Consider the following 15,964-nt stretch of genomic DNA (forward strand, 5'->3'; position numbering starts at 1 on the left):
ACGACCGAAGCGAGTTGTTCCACGTGAAACAGCCTATTTGCCGAGGCAGAAGCGAGAAAATAACGTGTCGAGCATGTCTTCGGTGCTTTGCCGACCCGTCATCCGATCGAGCGCGTGAAGCGCCTGCCGGACCGCTTCCGCGGTCAGAAGCGCATCGTCCGCCCTGGCGAGTTCGAGTGCGTCTGCGGCGGCGGAAAGGACTTGCGCCTGGCGTAGGTTGAGGGTGGCCCGGTCGGGCGGCGGAAGGAGTGTGCGGGCTATTTCCGCGACTTCGCGGCGCAGCCTGTCGATCCCCTCACCGGTCCGCGCCGAGACGGCGATGCTGCCGGGATGCGGTTCTTCGAGCGATCGCGCGTCGGCACGTGCGATCAGAAGGAGGCGGTGCGGATGCGCCGGCGCGTCGTTCGGATCGCCCAGCCAGAGAAGGATGTCGGCAGTCGCCTGCGCCCGCGCCGCCCGGCTCACGCCGATCCGCTCCACCTCGTCGTCACTGTCACGCAAACCCGCCGTATCGACCAGGGTCAGCGGCAGCCCCTCGACATCCAGCCGCGCCTCGATCAGGTCGCGCGTGGTTCCCGGGATGGCGGTGACAATTGCTTTGTCGTCACCAATCAACGCATTGAATAGACTTGACTTTCCGGCGTTCGGTGGACCTGCGAGGACTACCGACAAGCCCTCGCTCAGGGTTTCCGAGCGCGGGGCTCGCAGCCATTCCCGCCATTGCGAGGCAAGGCCCGACGCCCGCCGAGCGAGCGCGGACAGGTCGAGTTCGGTTTCTTCCTCGTCGACATAGTCGATGGCGGCCTCAGCCTCGGCAGCGAGCAGGAGCAGCGCCGAGCGCCACTCCTCGATCTGCCGGCTGAGCGCACCCCCGGCCGCCTGTGCCGCCGCGCGGCGCTGCCATTCGGTCTCGGCGGCGAGGAGATCGCCCAGTCCTTCGGCTTCGGTGAGATCTAGTCGGCCGTTGACGAGCGCGCGGCGCGTGAATTCGCCGGGTTCCGCCGGCCGAAGACCCGGAATCCGGCCAAGCTCATCGAGCAACCGCGCGACGACCGCGCGGCCGCCGTGGAGGTGAAATTCGAGGAGATCTTCCCCGGTTGCCGTCGACGGGCCCGGGAATTGCACCACAAGCGCGCGATCGATCAGCGCGCCGTCGGCGGCAATTAGAGCCCTGAGGCCGAGCTGGCGCGGCGGCGGCAGGCTACCGGCGAGCTGGTGGCCTGCGGCGATCGCCCGCGGACCGCTGCAGCGCACGATCGCGACCGCCGCTGGCAGGGCCCCGCTCGACAGGGCGAAGATGGTGTCGCCCATCCCCGCTCCCGGCCTCGATTCAGAAGAAGAGGCGTCCGACACCGACCTGCGGATCGACCCAGCCGTCGTGGATCATCTTGACCGCCACCCACAGGATGACCGCCAGGCCGACATAGGCGATCCAGCGATAGCGCTCGATGTAGCGGGCGATGACGTTGGCCGCGAGGCCCATCAGCGCGACCGCGAAGATCAGGCCGACGATCAGGATTCCCGGATGCTCGCGCGCCGCGCCGGCCACCGCGAGCACGTTGTCGAGGCTCATGCTGACGTCGGCGATGGCGACCGCCCAGGCGGCGCTGGCGAAACTCTTGGCCGAGGCGAGGCCGCTATGCTCGTCGCCCTCGATCTCGGGCGAACCCGCGCTTCCGCCCTGACGCAGCTCGCGCCACATCTTCCATGCCACCCAGAGAAGAAGAAGGCCGCCGGCGAGGATCAGCCCAACGACCTGGAGCAATTGGGTCACGATCAGCGCGAAGCCGATCCGCAGCACCAGTGCGGCGAGCACACCGATGAGGATGACCTTGCGCCGCTGCTCGGCCGGAAGTCCCGCCGCCAGCGCGCCGACCACGATCGCATTGTCGCCCGCGAGGACGAGGTCGATCATCAGCACCTGCAGGAAGGCCGCCAGGGCCCCCGGCTGGCCGATGTTGGCGAAGTCGGTGAGGATGTCCTGCCAGATGGCGCCGAACGAGCTGACGTCCCCGGAAACGGCGCTGGCAAGGAGGATTGAAATCAAGGTCGGTTCCTGCAGTTCGGGATCGCGTTCCCAACCCCTATGCCGAGGATGGGTTGCGGTTGTCGAGGTGCCCGGTCAGGCGGTGCCGAGCATCGGCCAGACCTCGAGGGCGCCGTGCCAGATCATGTTGAGCGCGACGTAGAGGATCATCGCCAGGCCGATCCAGGCAATCCAGTGGAAGCGCTGGATCAGCCGCGCCACGTAATTGGCAGCAAGACCCATCAGCGACACCGAGAAGATCAGGCCGAAGGCGAGAACCGCGGGATGCTCGCGCGCCACGCCGGCGACGGCGATGACGTTGTCGAGGCTCATGCTGAGATCGGCGAGCGTGACCTGAAGCGCCGCGGCGAGGAAAGTCTTGCTCTGCGGCGGACCTTCGATCTCGGGAGTCTCGGGATCGTCGGCGATCACGACCCTGGCGGGGCGCAGCTCGCGATAGAGATTGTAGCAGACCCACAGAAGCAGGAGCCCGCCGGCGAGCAGCAGGCCGGTGATGTGGAGCAGCCAGGTCGCGACCAGCGCGAAGCCGATCAGGCAGACCAGGGCCACGCCGACGCCGAGCGCGATGACCTTGCGCCGATCGCGGTCGGGCAGTCCCGAAGCGATCGTGCCCATGATGATGACGTTGTCGCCGGCCAGCGTCAGGTCGATGAGGATGACCTCGGCCAGCGTGATCAGGCCGGCCGAGGTGAAGAGGTCGTGGAGGTCGAACCCGGTCACGGAGACGGGACGCTCGCCCGGCCTACTGGTTCATCGAGGCGAAGAAATCCTCGTTCGACTTGGCATCGCGCATCTTGTCGAGGAGGAACTGCATCGCGTCCACGGTGCCCATCTGCATGAGGATCCGGCGCAGCACCCACATCTTGGTGAGGGTATTCTGCGGGACCAGCAGCTCTTCCTTGCGGGTGCCGCTCTTGCCGACGTCGAGCGCCGGGAAGATGCGCTTGTCGGCGACCTTGCGGTCGAGCACGATTTCGCTGTTACCCGTGCCCTTGAACTCTTCGAAGATGACCTCGTCCATCTTGGAGCCGGTGTCGATCAGCGCGGTGGCGATGATCGAGAGCGAACCGCCCTCCTCGATGTTGCGGGCCGCGCCGAAGAAGCGCTTCGGACGCTGGAGCGCATTGGCGTCGACACCGCCGGTCAGGACCTTGCCCGAGCTCGGCACGACGGTGTTGTAGGCGCGGCCAAGACGCGTGATCGAGTCGAGCAGGATGACGACATCCTTCTTGTGCTCGACCAGGCGCTTGGCCTTCTCGATCACCATCTCGGCGACCTGGACGTGGCGCTGCGCCGGTTCGTCGAAGGTCGAGGAGACGACCTCGCCCTTCACGCTGCGCTGCATGTCGGTGACTTCCTCGGGCCGCTCGTCGATCAGCAGGACGATCAGGAAGACTTCGGGATTGTTGTCGGTGATCGCACGGGCGATATTCTGCAGCAGCACGGTCTTGCCGGTGCGCGGCGGCGCGACGATCAGCGCGCGCTGGCCCTTGCCGAGCGGCGAGACGATGTCGATCACCCGCGCCGACTTGTCCTTGATCGTCGGGTCGAGCGTGTCGAGCTTGAGCTTCGAATCGGGATAGAGCGGCGTCAGATTGTCGAAATTGACGCGGTGGCGGACGGCATCGGGCTCGTCGAAATTGATCGAGGTGATGCGATTGAGCGCAAAATAGCGCTCGCCGTCCTTGGGGGCGCGAATCTCGCCCTCGACGGTGTCGCCGGTGCGCAGGCCGAAGCGGCGGACCAGCTGCGGGGTGACGTAGATGTCGTCAGGCCCAGCGAGATAATTGGCCTCGGGGCTGCGCAGGAAGCCGAAGCCGTCGTTGAGCACTTCGATGGTGCCCGAGCCCATGATCTCGGCGCCGCTGTCGGCCCGGACCTTGAGGATGGAGAACAGCAGATCCTGCTTGCGCAGGGTGGAAGCCCCTTCGATGCCCATTTCCTCGGCCTGAGCGACCAGCTGGGCGGGAGTCTTCTGCTTGAGATCCTTGAGATGCATGTCTGAAGTCTTTGTCTGGAAAGTTTGGCAGTCGGATGACTGAAAGGCCGCGTCGAGAACCGAGCGGACACACCGGCATCAAGGAGGAATACGGGCCGGTGCGGCCGTATCTCATAGCGGCCTATGGCGCGCCGCCGGTGAAGTCAACATGGGGACCCACGCTGCCCCCTGCAAGGTCAGAAGGGTTTGACGATCACCAGCACGACGATGATGGCGGTCATGATGCCGGGCACCTCGTTCATGATCCGGAGCGTGCGATTCTCGAGCGGACGATCGCCACGGCCGAGCTTGCGGCCATAGGCGCCGAGCCAGCCCTGGTAGCCCGAGAGCAGGATCACGAAGAGCAGCTTGGCGTGGAACCAGCCCATGGTCCACGCGCCGAGGTGAACGGCGAGGGCTAGACCGAGCACCCACACGATCACCAGCGCGGGTGTGAGGATGATCGAGCGGGTCCGGCGCTCGCGCTCGATCCACGCGCGGTCCTCGGCCGAGCCGGGCGCAGTCGCATGATGGTAGACATAGAAGCGCGGCAGCAGGAACAGGCCGGCGACCCAGAAGATGACGAAAGTGACATGCGCCGCCTTGACCCACGGATAGGCGTTGCCGAGCCAGCCGATATAGGCGTCGAGCATCAGAGGGCCTTTCCGAGTAGGCGCAGGAGCTGCTCGACGTGCGCGATCGGGGTGGTCTGCTGGATCCCGTGGCCGAGATTGAAGACGTGCGGCCGTTCCTCGAGCGCGGAAAGGATCCGCCCGACCGCCTTTTCGAGCGCAGCCCCGCCGGCGATCAGCGCCAACGGGTCGAGATTGCCCTGGACCGGCATGCCGGCGGGAAGGCTGGCATGCGCCCAGACCGGATCGACCGTCTCGTCGAGGCCGACCGCGTCGATTCCCGTCTCGCGCGCGTAAGCAGGGAGCTTGCCCCCGGCGCCCTTGGGAAAACCGATGATGGTGAGGTTCGGGCGAAGCGCGCGCAGGCGCTCGACGATGCGCGCGGTCGGTGCGATCACCCAGCGCTCGAATTCGGCCGGTGCGAGGCTGCCCGACCAGCTATCGAACAATTGCACCGCGTCGACCCCGGCATCGGCCTGGCCGACGAGATAGCCGACCGTGGCCTCCTCGATCGCGGCGATGATCGCGCCGAACTTGCCCGGGTCGAGATAGGCGAGGCTTCGCGCCTCGGCCTGTTCGCGACTGCCCTCGCCCGCGACCATGTAGGTGGCGACGGTCCAGGGCGATCCTGCGAAGCCGAGGAAAGTCGTCTGGGGCGACAGCTCGGCCTTCACCCGGCGGACGGTCTCGTAAATGGCCTCGAACCGTTCGGGCGCGGGCACGAAGGCGCTCATCTCGGCCCCCGACAAGGGCGGCGCGAGGCGCGGACCTTCGCCGGCGACGAAGCTCAGCTCCTGCCCGAGCGCGTGCGGCACGATCAGGATGTCGGAAAAGAGGATCGCCGCATCGAGCGGGAATCGGCGCAGCGGCTGGAGCGTGATCTCGGCCGCGGCGGCCGGATCATAGACCATGTCGAGGAAACCGCCCTTCTCGGCGCGGAGGGCGCGATATTCGGGGAGGTAACGCCCGGCCTGGCGCATCATCCAGACGGGCGGGGGGTCGCGACGCTCTCCCTTCAGCACGGCCAGGAGGGGCTTGTCGGTCGTCACAGTCGCAGGCTGATCCGCCACCCTTATCTCTTTCTCTCTTAGATTCTTAAAAGGTAGTTGGAGTCTGTTGGTCGCCCCATGAGGGGGATTAAGGGGACCTCCCACGGTTGCCAACAGGTGGCCGGAAACCGTCCTTCTCGCAAGACCGCCGAGTCGCGGTGCACGACTCCCGTAATCCACAGCCTTGTGGATGGCTTCATCCACCGTGGATAAACGAGTCGGGGAATCGATGGCGAGCGGCGCGGGCGCGCCCCGATTGGTCCATCCCCCGATCCGCGCTAGGGGCTGAGGAGCATTTCTCCACAGGAACGAACATGGAACTGGCGGCGTGACCCTGATTCTGGCCTCGACCTCGCCCATTCGCGGCACGATGCTCGCCAATGCCGGGGTCGCGTTCGAGGCCGAGGCGCCCGGCGTCGACGAGTCCGCGATCAAGGCCGGGTTCGACGGCGACGATGCGGCACTGACTGTCGCACTGGCCGAAGCGAAGGCGGCCGCGGTCTCCTCGCGGAAGCCGGACGCAATGGTGATCGGCAGCGACAGCCTCGTCAGCGTCGCGGGTCGGCGGTTCGACAAGCCGGCTGACCGCGGGGGCGCGGCGGATCATCTGCGCTTTTTCTCGGGCAAGACGATGGTGCTCACGAGTGCGGTCGCGCTGGTCAAGGATGGCAAGACCGTCTGGAGCCACGCCGACCGGGCCGATCTCAAGGTCCGGACGCTGAGCGAGCCCTTCATAAAGGACTATCTCGACGCCGACTGGCCCGAGGTTTCCTATTGCGTGGGGGTATTCCGGCTCGAGGGGCCGGGGGTACAATTGTTCGATAACATCGAGGGCGACCATTTCACCATCCTCGGCATGCCGCTCCTCCCGCTGCTGGGGGCGCTTCGGGCAGAGGGCATGCTGCCGTCATGACGTCATCGCGGCCCTATGCGGAAGTGATCGGTGACCCGATCGCCCATTCGAAGTCGCCGCTGATCCACCGCCACTGGCTGGGCAAGCTCGGACTCGATGCCGATTATCGCGCATGGCGCGTCGCGCCCGGCGAGCTCGCCGATTATCTGGCCGCGCGCCGCGATGATCCCGACTGGCGCGGCTGCAATGTCACCATGCCGCACAAGCAGGCGATCCTGGCGCTGCTCGACAGCGTCGACCCCTCGGCCGCCGCCATCGGCGCGGTCAATACCGTCGGGCGCAACGCCGATGGGCGGCTGCACGGACAAAACACCGACCTCCACGGTATCCATCGGTCGTTGGAGGGGGTGCGTCTCGAGGACGCGGAAGTGGTGCTCGTCGGCGCGGGCGGGGCGGCGCGGCCAGCCGCTTACGCCCTTCGCCGGGCAGGCGTGCGCCGCCTCACCATCCTCACCCGCGACCCCGCCAAAGGCCGGCGCCTCGCCGACCAATTGTTTCCCGGCGCCGAAATCGGCGCTCTCGCGAGCGAGCCGGCTGGCGATCTCCTCGTCAATGCGACCCCACTCGGCATGGCCGGCCAGCCTTGGCCCCGCCTTCCCCTCGGCGGGCTCGCGCCCGGCGCGATGGTGTTCGACATGGTCTACGCGCCCGCACGGACCGAGCTCCTGGTCGACGCGCACGCGCGCGGTTTCAGGACCGTGGGCGGCGCGACCATGCTCCTGTTCCAGGCGGCCCAAGCCTTTGCCACTTTCTTCGGGAAACCTGCCCCGATTGACCTTGGCGACGGGCTGGTGGAGCAATTGACCGCATGAAGACGCTGGCGCTCACCGGGTCGATCGGCATGGGAAAATCGACCGTCGCGGCGATGTTCGCGGCGCGGGGGATTCCCGTGTTCGACGCTGACGCGACCGTGCGGGCGCTCCAGGGACCAGGCGGCAAGCTGGTGCCGATCATCGAGCAGCGCTTTCCGGGCACCACGCGCGACGGCGCGGTCGATCGCGAAGCGCTGGCGGCGGCGGTGCTCGGCAAGCCCGACGAACTCGCCGCGCTCGAGGCGATCGTCCATCCGGCGGTCCACCACGAACGCACCCGCTTCATTGTCGAAAACGGCGACGCGCCGGCGCTGCTCTTCGACATCCCGCTGCTGTTCGAGACCGGCGGCGACGCGGTGTTCGACCAGGTGATCGTGGTCTCGGCGCCCGAGGCGGTGCAGCGTGAGCGGGTCCTCGCCCGGCCGGGCATGACGCCCGCCAAGCTCGACCATATCCTCGCCCGCCAGCTGCCCGATGCCGAGAAGCGCGCCCGTGCCGATCACGTGATCGACACCTCGGTGAGCCTTGCCGAAACCGAGCGCCAGGTCGATGCGATCCTTGCTGGACTGGGTCTCGCCAAGGGCGCATAGATTTCCGCATGCGGGAAATCGTATTCGATACCGAGACGACTGGGGTCAATCCGGCCACCGGCGACCGGATGGTCGAGATCGGCTGCGTCGAGCTCGTCAATCGCTGCCCCACGGGCAGCGAATATCATGCCTATTTCAATCCCGAACGGGCGATGCCGAGCGAGGCGGAGGCGGTCCATGGGCTGTCGTCGATCTTCCTCAGCGACAAGCCTCTGTTCTCGGACAAATGCGCGGAGCTGCTCGACTTCATCGGCGATGCGCCGCTGATCGCGCACAACGCCGCGTTCGACTTCGGCTTCCTCAATGCCGAGCTCCAGCGCTGCGAGCGCGATCCCGTCTGCCTCAGCCGGATGATCTGCACGCTCGTCCTGGCGCGCTCCAAGCATCCCGGGGCCAAGCACAGCCTCGACGCGCTCTGCACCCGCTTCGGGGTCGATCGCTCGGCGCGCGTCAAGCATGGCGCGCTGCTCGACGCGCAATTGCTCGCCCAGGTCTATGTCGAGCTGACCGGCGGACGGCAGATCGGCCTTTCGCTGATGGCGGACGAGATCCGCGCCGATACCGCCACCCAAGAGGTCGCGGTCTCGCTCCATCCGGCGCAGCGGCCGGTTCGTGCGCCGCGCACGTTCGCGCCGTCGCTTGACGAGCTTGCCGCCCATGCCCAGTTCATCGGGACAATGAAGGAGCCGCTCTGGGCGACCATTCCTGCCGCTTGAGGAATGGCGTCGGGGCGGCCACGAGAAGGAGCCGTCATGGAAATCAGGGTCGCCGGGCATCAGGTCGAAACGGGCGCCGCCCTTCGGACCCGGGTCACCGATCGGCTCCAGTCGGTGATCGAGCGTTATTTCAGCCGAGCCTCGGCCGCGAGCGTGACCTTCGGCAAGGGTCCGCATGACAATGGCTTCACCTGCGACATCGTCGCGCCGGTGGTCCGCGGCGTGGTGCTCAAGGCCAGCAATCGCGCGCAGGAGGCGCACCTCGCCTTTGACGGTGCGGCCGACAAGATCGAGAAGCAGCTGCGCCGCTACAAGTCGCGGCTGCAGGAACGGAAGGGCGAGGCGGCGGCCGCGGCCTCGGCCGACGAGCAGGAAGCAGCTTACACCGTCTTCGCCCCGCCCGCGCGCGAGGACGAGCCGGCGCCGGCCCATCCGCCGGTGGTCGCCGAGACCCGGGTCGACATCCCCGCCGCCAGTGTATCCGACGCGGTGATGATGCTCGATCTTCGCAACACGACGGCGCTGATGTTCCGCAACAGCGCGACCGGCAGCTATAACATGGTGTATCGCCGGGACGACGGAACGATCGGCTGGGTCGAACCCGCGGATCGCTAGACCGGGCCCGAGTGTTGAGGCATCAGCCCTGCCCGGCACACCGCCCGGCATCTGAGTAATCCGTAATGCAGCTTTCGACCTTCCTCGATTTCGACGCCAATCGTCCCGCTTTGGCCGCGGCCAACAAGCGCGCCCTGTTCCAGAGCCTCGGCCAGATCGCCGGCCAGCGGCTCGGAATCGAGCCCGGCGAGCTGGTCGCCGCGCTCGCGGAGCGCGAGCGGTTGGGGTCGACGGGCTTCGGCGGCGGGGTCGCGATCCCGCACGGCAAGGTCATGGGGCTGAAGCGCATCTACGGGCTGGTCGCGCGTCTCGCCGAGCCGATCGACTACAAGGCGATCGACAATGATCCGGTCGACCTCGTCTTCCTGCTGCTTTCGCCGCCCGACGCGGGCGCCGATCACCTGAAGGCGCTGGCGGCGATCAGCCGGGTCGTTCGGCACGCGCCGACGCTCGAGAAACTGCGCGGAGCACGCTCGCGCGATGCGCTGGCGGCGGTGCTGATGGGGGTCGATGAGCCGCACGCCGCCTGAGCCGTCGGCTTCGGTGAGCGGGGCGGACGCGCATTATCGCGCGCTCGAATCGCTCTACGATTCGGCGCCGATCAACCAGCTGTTCCGGTCCGCGCTGAGCATCAGGGCGCCGGGCGAGGCGCGGATCGACTTCACCGTCGAACCGCAAAGCTTCCACGCGGCCGGGGCGGCGCATGGCACGCTCTACTTTAAGATGCTCGACGACGCGTCCTTCTACGCGGCGAACAGCCTCGTCAGCGACCGCTTCCTGCTGACCACCGCCTTCAATCTCCATTTCACCCGCCCCTTGCGCGAAGGACCCGCCTTCGCCGAGGGCCGCTGGATCTCGGGCAAGCGCCGGGTATTCGTCGCCGACGCGCGGATCGTCGATTCAAGCGGCGAGGAATGCGCGCGCGGCACGGGGACGTTCCTGCGCTCGCACATCGCGCTTGCTGGCCTGCCCGGCTATCGCCCACGGTGAGCGAGGCCCGCCTCGCCCCGTCGATCGAGGTGTCCGCCTTGTTGGCGAAGGCTCGGGCCGAGGGCGGGTTCGGGACCGTCCTGGCCCGCGGCGACCCTGATCGGGGGGCAATCATGGTCGTGCTGGCCGAGCGCGGAGAGGCCAAGCGGCTGGTCGAGCGCCGGCTCCAGACCGGCGGCACTTACGAATGGGAGGGGCGGGAATCGGGCGATTCGGCCAATCTCCAACAACATCTTGCGCGTGCCCGTGATTCCGACCCCGATCTGTGGGTGATCGAACTGGACATCCCGTCGACGGAACGATTCGTCGCGGGAATGATCTCGGGCGATTGATCTTCCAAACAAATGCGACGAACCGAGGAACAGCTTTTGAGCGGAGTGCTCGCCGGGCCGGTCTGACCGTCCTCGCGAGACGCGCGAGACGGGGGATTTGCCCAGGTTTGATCGGACCGGCCACGTTGATGGCCGTTTCTCATGCCGAGTGGCGGTTCACCGCAGGTTGTTAGGTTGTAAGTGGTTCGTCGTTTCGTCTTGATGGTTGCCGCCGCTGCGCTTGGCGCAGGTTCCGTTGCCCCCGCCCAGGTTGTCCGGGCGCCCGCCACCGAACAGGTCGTTGCTGCCGTTTCTGCCGATCTCAAGAACGAACCGCTCGTCACCACCCCCCTTTCGCGCGATCCGCTCGCCCCGGCCACTGTTGCCGGGAACGAGGAGCCTGCCGCTCCTTCCGATCAGACCGACGACCAGCCGGTCGCGATCGCGCCGGGCGCCAGCCTGGCGGAGACCGTCGCCAGCCTCCGTCGCAGCGACGCCGGCAGCCGCGAGCTCGAGTGTCTCGCCGTCGGCATCTATTTCGAGAGCAAGAGCGAGCCGCTGGCCGGTCAGCTCGCTGTTGGTCAGGTCATCGAGAATCGGGCCGAGAGCCGTGGTCGTTTCCCCGGTTCCTATTGCGGCGTCCTGACCCAGCGCGGTCAGTTCAGCTTCGTTCGTGGCGGTCGCTGGCCGGCGATCAACAAGAGCGGCATGCAGTGGAAGAATGCGGTCGCGATCGCCCGTATCGTCGACGGCGATATTCGTGAGAGCAACGTCGGCAAGGCGCTGTTCTTCCACGCTCGCCGGGTCAGCCCGGGGTGGCGCATGACCCGCGTCGCCACCGTCGGCAATCACATCTTCTATCGCTAGACGCTGGCGACCGTTCACGAGATGTTCTAAGCGGAAGCGTGTCCAGCGCTCCCGAGTCCCCGCAGCCCGATCATTGTTTCCAGGATCTGCCGCCCGTCGCCCTCGAGGTGGCGCGCGGGGTCACGCGGCTGTTCTGCCGACGCGATCTCTTTGCGATGTGCGAGGTGCCGCTGCCGAACGGGCGGCGCGCCGACTTGATGGGGATCGGCCCCAAGGGCGAGCTCATCATCGTCGAGATCAAGGTCAGCAAGGCCGACCTCACCGGCGACGGCAAGTGGACCGACTATCTCGAATATTGCGACCGCTTCTTCTGGGCGGTGCCGAGCCATCTTGCCGATCTGCTCGACGAGCATCGCTTCCTGCCGGACACGGCCGGCGTGATCGTCGCCGACCGCTACGACGCGGCGGTGCTTCGTGAGGCTCCGGTTCGGCCACTGGCGGCGGCCCGGCGCAAGGCGGAGCTGCTGCGCTTCGCCCGCCGCGCCGCGCGGCGCCTCAGCGCCCAGATCGATCCGACCCTGGGCTTCGATCAGTAGGAACTAGAGGCCTGGGCCTGCGACGGCCTTGGGCTTCACCGCCTTGGCCGAATCCATGATCCGGATCATCTCGGCACCGCGGGCATCGCGCTTCGCGTAATCGCGCGCGCTCCGGCCCGAGGCGTTGTCGGTCTTGTCGGGATTGGCGCCCTTCTCGACCAGCAACTTGATGACGGGAAGCTGGCGCTGCTGGACGGCGATGATCAGCGCGGTCTCGCCGAGCCGGTTTGGACGATCGACCTGCGCGCCCGCCTTGAGGAGCGAATCGACCCCTTCGTCGAAGCCGATCCGGCTGGCGATGATGAGCGCGGTGTCGCCCGTCTTGTTGCCAAGGTTGGGATCGGCGCCCTCGGCGAGGAGATAGCGCAGGTAGGTGAGGTCGCGGCGGGCGGCGACGATGTGCAGCGCGGCATCGCCACTGTCGTCGCGATAGTTGACGACGGTCGAGCCCGGGACGTTGAGCATCTCGGTGACCTTGTTGCCGTCCCGGTCCTTGATCGCCTGGATGAAATTATAGCCTTGGCTCTGGAACTGAGCCGCGGCCGGCACCGCGATCGCGCCCAGTGCCAGTGCCGCCAGAACGATGGTCCGTTTCGCCATTGCTGCCCCGCCTGCCCGGATAAATGCTTGAAGTGGCGGCCCTAGCAGACCAAGTCTGCCCTTCCAATGAACAAGCCGACCTCCTCGAACGACCGCTGGTGGGACCAGCCGCTCGACACGCTCGACGCGGGCCAGTGGGAAGCCTTGTGCGACGGTTGCGGGCGGTGCTGCCTCCACAAGCTCGAGGATGCCGACACGGGCGAGCTTTATCCGACCAACGTCGCGTGCAAGCTGCTCGACCGCAAGAACGGCCGCTGCACCGATTATCCCAACCGCAAGAAGTGGGTCGCCGACTGCGTCCAGCTGTCGAAGGACCGGCTCGAGGAACTCGAGTGGCTCCCGGGCACCTGCGCCTATCGCCTGCGCGCCTTCGGCGAGCCACTGCCCGACTGGCATTACCTTGAGAGCGGGAGCCGCGAGAGCGTCCACGAGGCGGGGATGTCGACCCGGGGCTGGACGATCAGCGAGGTCGATGCGGGCGAGCTCGAATTCCACCTGACCGACCGTGATCTCTGACGATCCGCGGCTCCCTTACCCACTCCAGCTGACCCGCCTGCGGCGGTCGCGCCGGCTGCGGCTTCGGATCGACCATGAGCGGCGACTGCTGCGACTGACCATGCCTTGGCGCGGATCGACCCAGCGCGCGATCGACTGGGTCGCCGGACAGCGCGCCTGGATCGACCGCCAGCTGGGCGCGGCGCCTCCGTCATCTCCTTATGCCGACGGAGCGTTGATTCCATTCGAGGGTCGCCCGCTGACCATCCGCCATGTCCCGACCAGGCGCCGCGGTGTCATGCTGGACGGCGATGCGCTGATTGTCGGCGGGCCCGCCGAGAGCCTTGGCGGCGCGGTCGAGCGCTGGCTGAAGGCGCAGGCCCGCGACCGCCTCAGCGCCGAGACCGCGCGGATCGCGGCCACGGCCGGGGTGAGCGTCCGCTCGGTCAGCATCGGTGACGCGGCGAGCCGCTGGGGCAGCTGCTCCTCGTCGGGCGCGATCCGCTACAGCTGGCGACTGGTGCTCGCGCCGCCCGAGGTGCTGCGCTTCGTCGTCGCACACGAGGTCGCGCACCGGCTCCACATGGATCATTCGCCGGCGTTCAAGGCGGCCGAACAGCGGCTGTTCGGCGGGCCGGTCATGGCCGCGCGACTAGAATTGCGACGGCTGGGTCCGTCGCTGCGTGCCGTCGGGAGGAACTGAGGCGGGGGCAGGAGCGACGGGTCGGTCGCGCTGCGGAGCGGGCGCTGGCTGCGGCCGCTCGGGTGGCGGAAGCTGGCCACCGAAGATCTTGTCGATTTCGGTTTCGTCGCCCGGTGGCGCGGGCTCGCCCTGCGGCGCGGCGGGCTGCGCCGCAAGCGGATCGCTGTCGTTGCCGAGGAACGGATTGCCGTCCGCATCGACCTGCGGCTGGAACGGCAGCTCCTCGTTGCCGAGGTAACTTTCCTCGCCCGGCTCGAGCTGCCAGTCGGGCATCGGCACCTCGGTCTGGAACTGCTCGACCGGACGGTTGGCGACCGCCTTGACCATGAAGTCGTGGAAGGCGCGGGCCGGGGCGGTACCGCCCTGAAGCCCGGCGATCGCCTTGGCGTCGTCGCGGCCCATCCACACCCCGGCGGTGATCCCGCTCGAAAAGCCGATGAACCAGCCGTCGCGATTGGTCTGGGTCGTGCCGGTCTTGCCGGCCACGGGGCGACCGATCTGCGCGGCGCGGCCGGTGCCGCTCATCACCGCGGTCTGGAGGAGGTCGGTCATGCCGGCGGCGACCCACGGCGCGACGAGGGTGCGCTGCTCCTCGGCCGCGTGGCGATAGAGGAGGCGACCGTCGCCGCTGGTCACCCGGGTGATCGCATAGGGGCTCACCGACACGCCCTGGGCGGCGACCGAGGCGAAGGCGCGGGTCATGTCGAGCAGGCGTACGTCCGAGGTCCCGAGCACCATCGAGGGGTAGGTCGAGATGGACGACGTGATGCCGAACCGCCGGGCCATGTCGGCGATCGTCCCGAAGCCCAGTTCGGCGCCGATCTTGGCACTGATCGTGTTGATCGAGCGCGCGAAGGCCTCGCGCAGGGTCACCGGGCCGAGATAGGTGCGGGTGCTGTTGCGCGGCCGCCAGCCCTCGATGTCGATCGGCTCGTCGACGAGGGTGGTGGTGGGCTTCATCCCGCTTTCGAGCGCGGCGAGATAGACGAACAGCTTGAACGCCGAGCCCGGCTGGCGCTGCGCCTGGGTCGCCCGGTTGTAGATGCTGCTGACATAGTCGCGGCCGCCGATCATCGCACGGACGGCACCGTCGCGGTCGAGCGCGACCAGCGCGCCTTGCGCGCCCTTGGGCGAATTGGCGTTGATCGCCGCGTCGGCGGCGGCCTGCATGTTGGTGTCGAGCGTGGTCCAGACCTCGATCGGCTCGGACGATTCGTCGATCAGCGTGTCGAGCTGGGGCAGCGCCCAGTCGGTGAAATAGCGGATGCTGTTCTGCTTGGCGCCCTGCTGGACGACGATCCGCGCGGGATCGACATTGGCGGCGGCATCGGCGGACACGAAGCCGTTCTCGACCATCGACTTGAGGACGACCCCGGCGCGGCTACGCGCGGCCTCGACGTCGGCGGTCGGCGAATAATTGCTCGGCGCCTTGACCAGCCCGGCGATGATCGTCGCTTCGCCGAGGCTCAGACGTTCGGCGGAATGACCGAAGAAGGTCCGGCTCGCGGCATCGATGCCATAGGCGCCGCCACCGAAATAGACGCGGTTGAGGTAGAGCTCGAGGATCTGGTTCTTGCTGAACTTGGCCTCGAGCGCGAGCGCCAGCACCGCTTCCTTGAACTTGCGCCCGAAATTCCGGCTGTTGTTGAGAAAGATGTTGCGCGCCAGCTGCTGGGTGATGGTCGAGCCGCCCTGGCTGAAGCGACCGGTCTGCAGGCGGACCTTGATCGAGCGCGCCATGCCGATCGGGTCGACGCCGGGATGACTGCGGAAGCGTTTGTCCTCGACCGCGATCATCGCCGCGCGCATCGTCGCCGGGATCCGGTCGTAGGGGATCCACTGCCCAAGATTCGGGCCGAGCTGGACCAGCAGCTTTCCGTCGGCCGAGCGGACCCGGATGTTCTGCCCGAGGTCGGTGCGGTTCGACAGCGACTGGTAGGAGGGAAGCTGGGTGTAGGCGACGCTGACCGCCACACCGAGTGCGATCAGCCCGAGGATGGCGAGGACAATGCCCCACTTGATCACGCGCATCAGCAAGCCGCCCGCGCTCGAGGATGCTGGTGCCGGCGCGGGGCGGGGACGAACGGGCTGCCTGGCCATGAGCGGGGAG

The 15,964-nt window shown here is 67.5% G+C and carries 20 protein-coding genes; 12 read left to right on the top strand and 8 right to left on the bottom strand.

The genetic code is table 11. The annotated features are described in order from the left end of the window. Positions 1-33: 33 nt before the first annotated feature. The 6 genes from mnmE to hemE all read right to left on the bottom strand — a co-directional run bounded on the left by mnmE (position 34) and on the right by hemE (position 5,706). The gene (gene mnmE / locus BS69_RS0109320; protein WP_029941680.1) at positions 34-1,311 is read right to left on the bottom strand and encodes a tRNA uridine-5-carboxymethylaminomethyl(34) synthesis GTPase MnmE; all 1,278 of its coding nucleotides are present in this window, start codon (positions 1,309-1,311) and stop codon (positions 34-36) included. A gap of 19 nt (positions 1,312-1,330) precedes the next feature. Further along, positions 1,331-2,038 carry a YjbE family putative metal transport protein gene (locus BS69_RS0109325; protein WP_245605153.1) on the bottom strand — a complete coding sequence of 236 codons (708 nt, stop codon included), beginning with the start codon at positions 2,036-2,038 and terminating at the stop codon, positions 1,331-1,333. An 84-nt stretch (positions 2,039-2,122) separates the two neighbouring features. Continuing rightward, positions 2,123-2,767, bottom strand: a complete 645-nt coding sequence (locus tag BS69_RS0109330) for a YjbE family putative metal transport protein (RefSeq protein WP_029941682.1) — start codon at positions 2,765-2,767, stop codon at positions 2,123-2,125. 22 nt (positions 2,768-2,789) lie between these two features. After that, entirely contained in the window at positions 2,790-4,046 is a 1,257-nt protein-coding gene (gene rho, locus BS69_RS0109335) for a transcription termination factor Rho (RefSeq protein WP_029941683.1), read from the bottom strand. 176 nt (positions 4,047-4,222) lie between these two features. Further along, the gene (locus BS69_RS0109340; protein WP_029941684.1) at positions 4,223-4,663 is read right to left on the bottom strand and encodes a CopD family protein; all 441 of its coding nucleotides are present in this window, start codon (positions 4,661-4,663) and stop codon (positions 4,223-4,225) included. Positions 4,664-4,677: 14 nt separating this feature from the next. Further along, a complete protein-coding gene (gene hemE / locus BS69_RS0109345) occupies positions 4,678-5,706 on the bottom strand; it encodes a uroporphyrinogen decarboxylase (protein ID WP_245605154.1) in 1,029 nt (342 codons plus the stop codon). Positions 5,707-6,034: 328 nt separating this feature from the next. Between hemE and BS69_RS0109350 the strand changes: the two genes are divergently transcribed. The 10 genes from BS69_RS0109350 (at position 6,035) to BS69_RS0109395 (ending at position 12,056) form a co-directional block, all read left to right on the top strand. Further along, positions 6,035-6,619 carry a Maf family nucleotide pyrophosphatase gene (locus BS69_RS0109350; RefSeq protein WP_029941686.1) on the top strand — a complete coding sequence of 195 codons (585 nt, stop codon included), beginning with the start codon at positions 6,035-6,037 and terminating at the stop codon, positions 6,617-6,619. Next, a complete protein-coding gene (locus BS69_RS0109355) occupies positions 6,616-7,431 on the top strand; it encodes a shikimate dehydrogenase family protein (protein WP_029941687.1) in 816 nt (271 codons plus the stop codon). The genes BS69_RS0109350 and BS69_RS0109355 overlap by 4 nt, the downstream gene beginning before the upstream one ends. Then, positions 7,428-8,021, top strand: coding sequence for a dephospho-CoA kinase (gene coaE, locus BS69_RS0109360; RefSeq protein WP_029941688.1), 594 nt, complete (start codon positions 7,428-7,430; stop codon positions 8,019-8,021). The genes BS69_RS0109355 and coaE overlap by 4 nt, the downstream gene beginning before the upstream one ends. Before the next feature lie 8 nt (positions 8,022-8,029). Next, a complete protein-coding gene (gene dnaQ / locus BS69_RS0109365; protein ID WP_029941689.1) occupies positions 8,030-8,737 on the top strand; it encodes a DNA polymerase III subunit epsilon in 708 nt (235 codons plus the stop codon). Between the two features lie 36 nt (positions 8,738-8,773). Beyond that, positions 8,774-9,352, top strand: coding sequence for a ribosome hibernation-promoting factor, HPF/YfiA family (gene hpf, locus BS69_RS0109370; protein WP_029941690.1), 579 nt, complete (start codon positions 8,774-8,776; stop codon positions 9,350-9,352). 65 nt (positions 9,353-9,417) lie between these two features. After that, positions 9,418-9,882 carry a PTS sugar transporter subunit IIA gene (locus BS69_RS0109375; protein ID WP_029941691.1) on the top strand — a complete coding sequence of 155 codons (465 nt, stop codon included), beginning with the start codon at positions 9,418-9,420 and terminating at the stop codon, positions 9,880-9,882. Continuing rightward, the gene (locus BS69_RS0109380; protein WP_029941692.1) at positions 9,863-10,342 is read left to right on the top strand and encodes a PaaI family thioesterase; all 480 of its coding nucleotides are present in this window, start codon (positions 9,863-9,865) and stop codon (positions 10,340-10,342) included. The genes BS69_RS0109375 and BS69_RS0109380 overlap by 20 nt, the downstream gene beginning before the upstream one ends. Beyond that, positions 10,339-10,674 (top strand): DUF1491 family protein, encoded by a 336-nt coding sequence (locus tag BS69_RS0109385; RefSeq protein ID WP_029941693.1) that lies wholly within the window; start codon positions 10,339-10,341, stop codon positions 10,672-10,674. The genes BS69_RS0109380 and BS69_RS0109385 overlap by 4 nt, the downstream gene beginning before the upstream one ends. A 201-nt stretch (positions 10,675-10,875) precedes the next feature. Further along, entirely contained in the window at positions 10,876-11,520 is a 645-nt protein-coding gene (locus BS69_RS0109390; protein WP_051676666.1) for a cell wall hydrolase, read from the top strand. Positions 11,521-11,558: 38 nt separating this feature from the next. After that, positions 11,559-12,056: an MmcB family DNA repair protein gene (locus BS69_RS0109395; protein WP_029941695.1), complete on the top strand. Its 498-nt coding sequence runs from the start codon at positions 11,559-11,561 to the stop codon at positions 12,054-12,056. A 3-nt stretch (positions 12,057-12,059) separates the two neighbouring features. Here BS69_RS0109395 and BS69_RS0109400 read toward each other — a convergent pair whose 3' ends face one another. Further along, the gene (locus tag BS69_RS0109400) at positions 12,060-12,656 is read right to left on the bottom strand and encodes an ankyrin repeat domain-containing protein (protein WP_029941696.1); all 597 of its coding nucleotides are present in this window, start codon (positions 12,654-12,656) and stop codon (positions 12,060-12,062) included. Between the two features lie 66 nt (positions 12,657-12,722). Between BS69_RS0109400 and BS69_RS0109405 the strand changes: the two genes are divergently transcribed. After that, positions 12,723-13,172 (top strand): YcgN family cysteine cluster protein, encoded by a 450-nt coding sequence (locus BS69_RS0109405; protein WP_029941697.1) that lies wholly within the window; start codon positions 12,723-12,725, stop codon positions 13,170-13,172. Further along, positions 13,162-13,854 (top strand): M48 family metallopeptidase, encoded by a 693-nt coding sequence (locus tag BS69_RS0109410; protein WP_029941698.1) that lies wholly within the window; start codon positions 13,162-13,164, stop codon positions 13,852-13,854. The genes BS69_RS0109405 and BS69_RS0109410 overlap by 11 nt, the downstream gene beginning before the upstream one ends. On the opposite strand, the gene BS69_RS0109415 is transcribed toward BS69_RS0109410, so the two are convergent. Further along, positions 13,804-15,954 carry a transglycosylase domain-containing protein gene (locus tag BS69_RS0109415; RefSeq protein ID WP_084184423.1) on the bottom strand — a complete coding sequence of 717 codons (2,151 nt, stop codon included), beginning with the start codon at positions 15,952-15,954 and terminating at the stop codon, positions 13,804-13,806. The two genes, BS69_RS0109410 and BS69_RS0109415, sit on opposite strands and share 51 nt — an antisense overlap. Positions 15,955-15,964: the final 10 nt, after the last annotated feature.

Source organism: Sphingomonas astaxanthinifaciens DSM 22298 (assembly GCF_000711715.1).
Lineage (GTDB): Bacteria > Pseudomonadota > Alphaproteobacteria > Sphingomonadales > Sphingomonadaceae > Sphingomicrobium > Sphingomicrobium astaxanthinifaciens_A.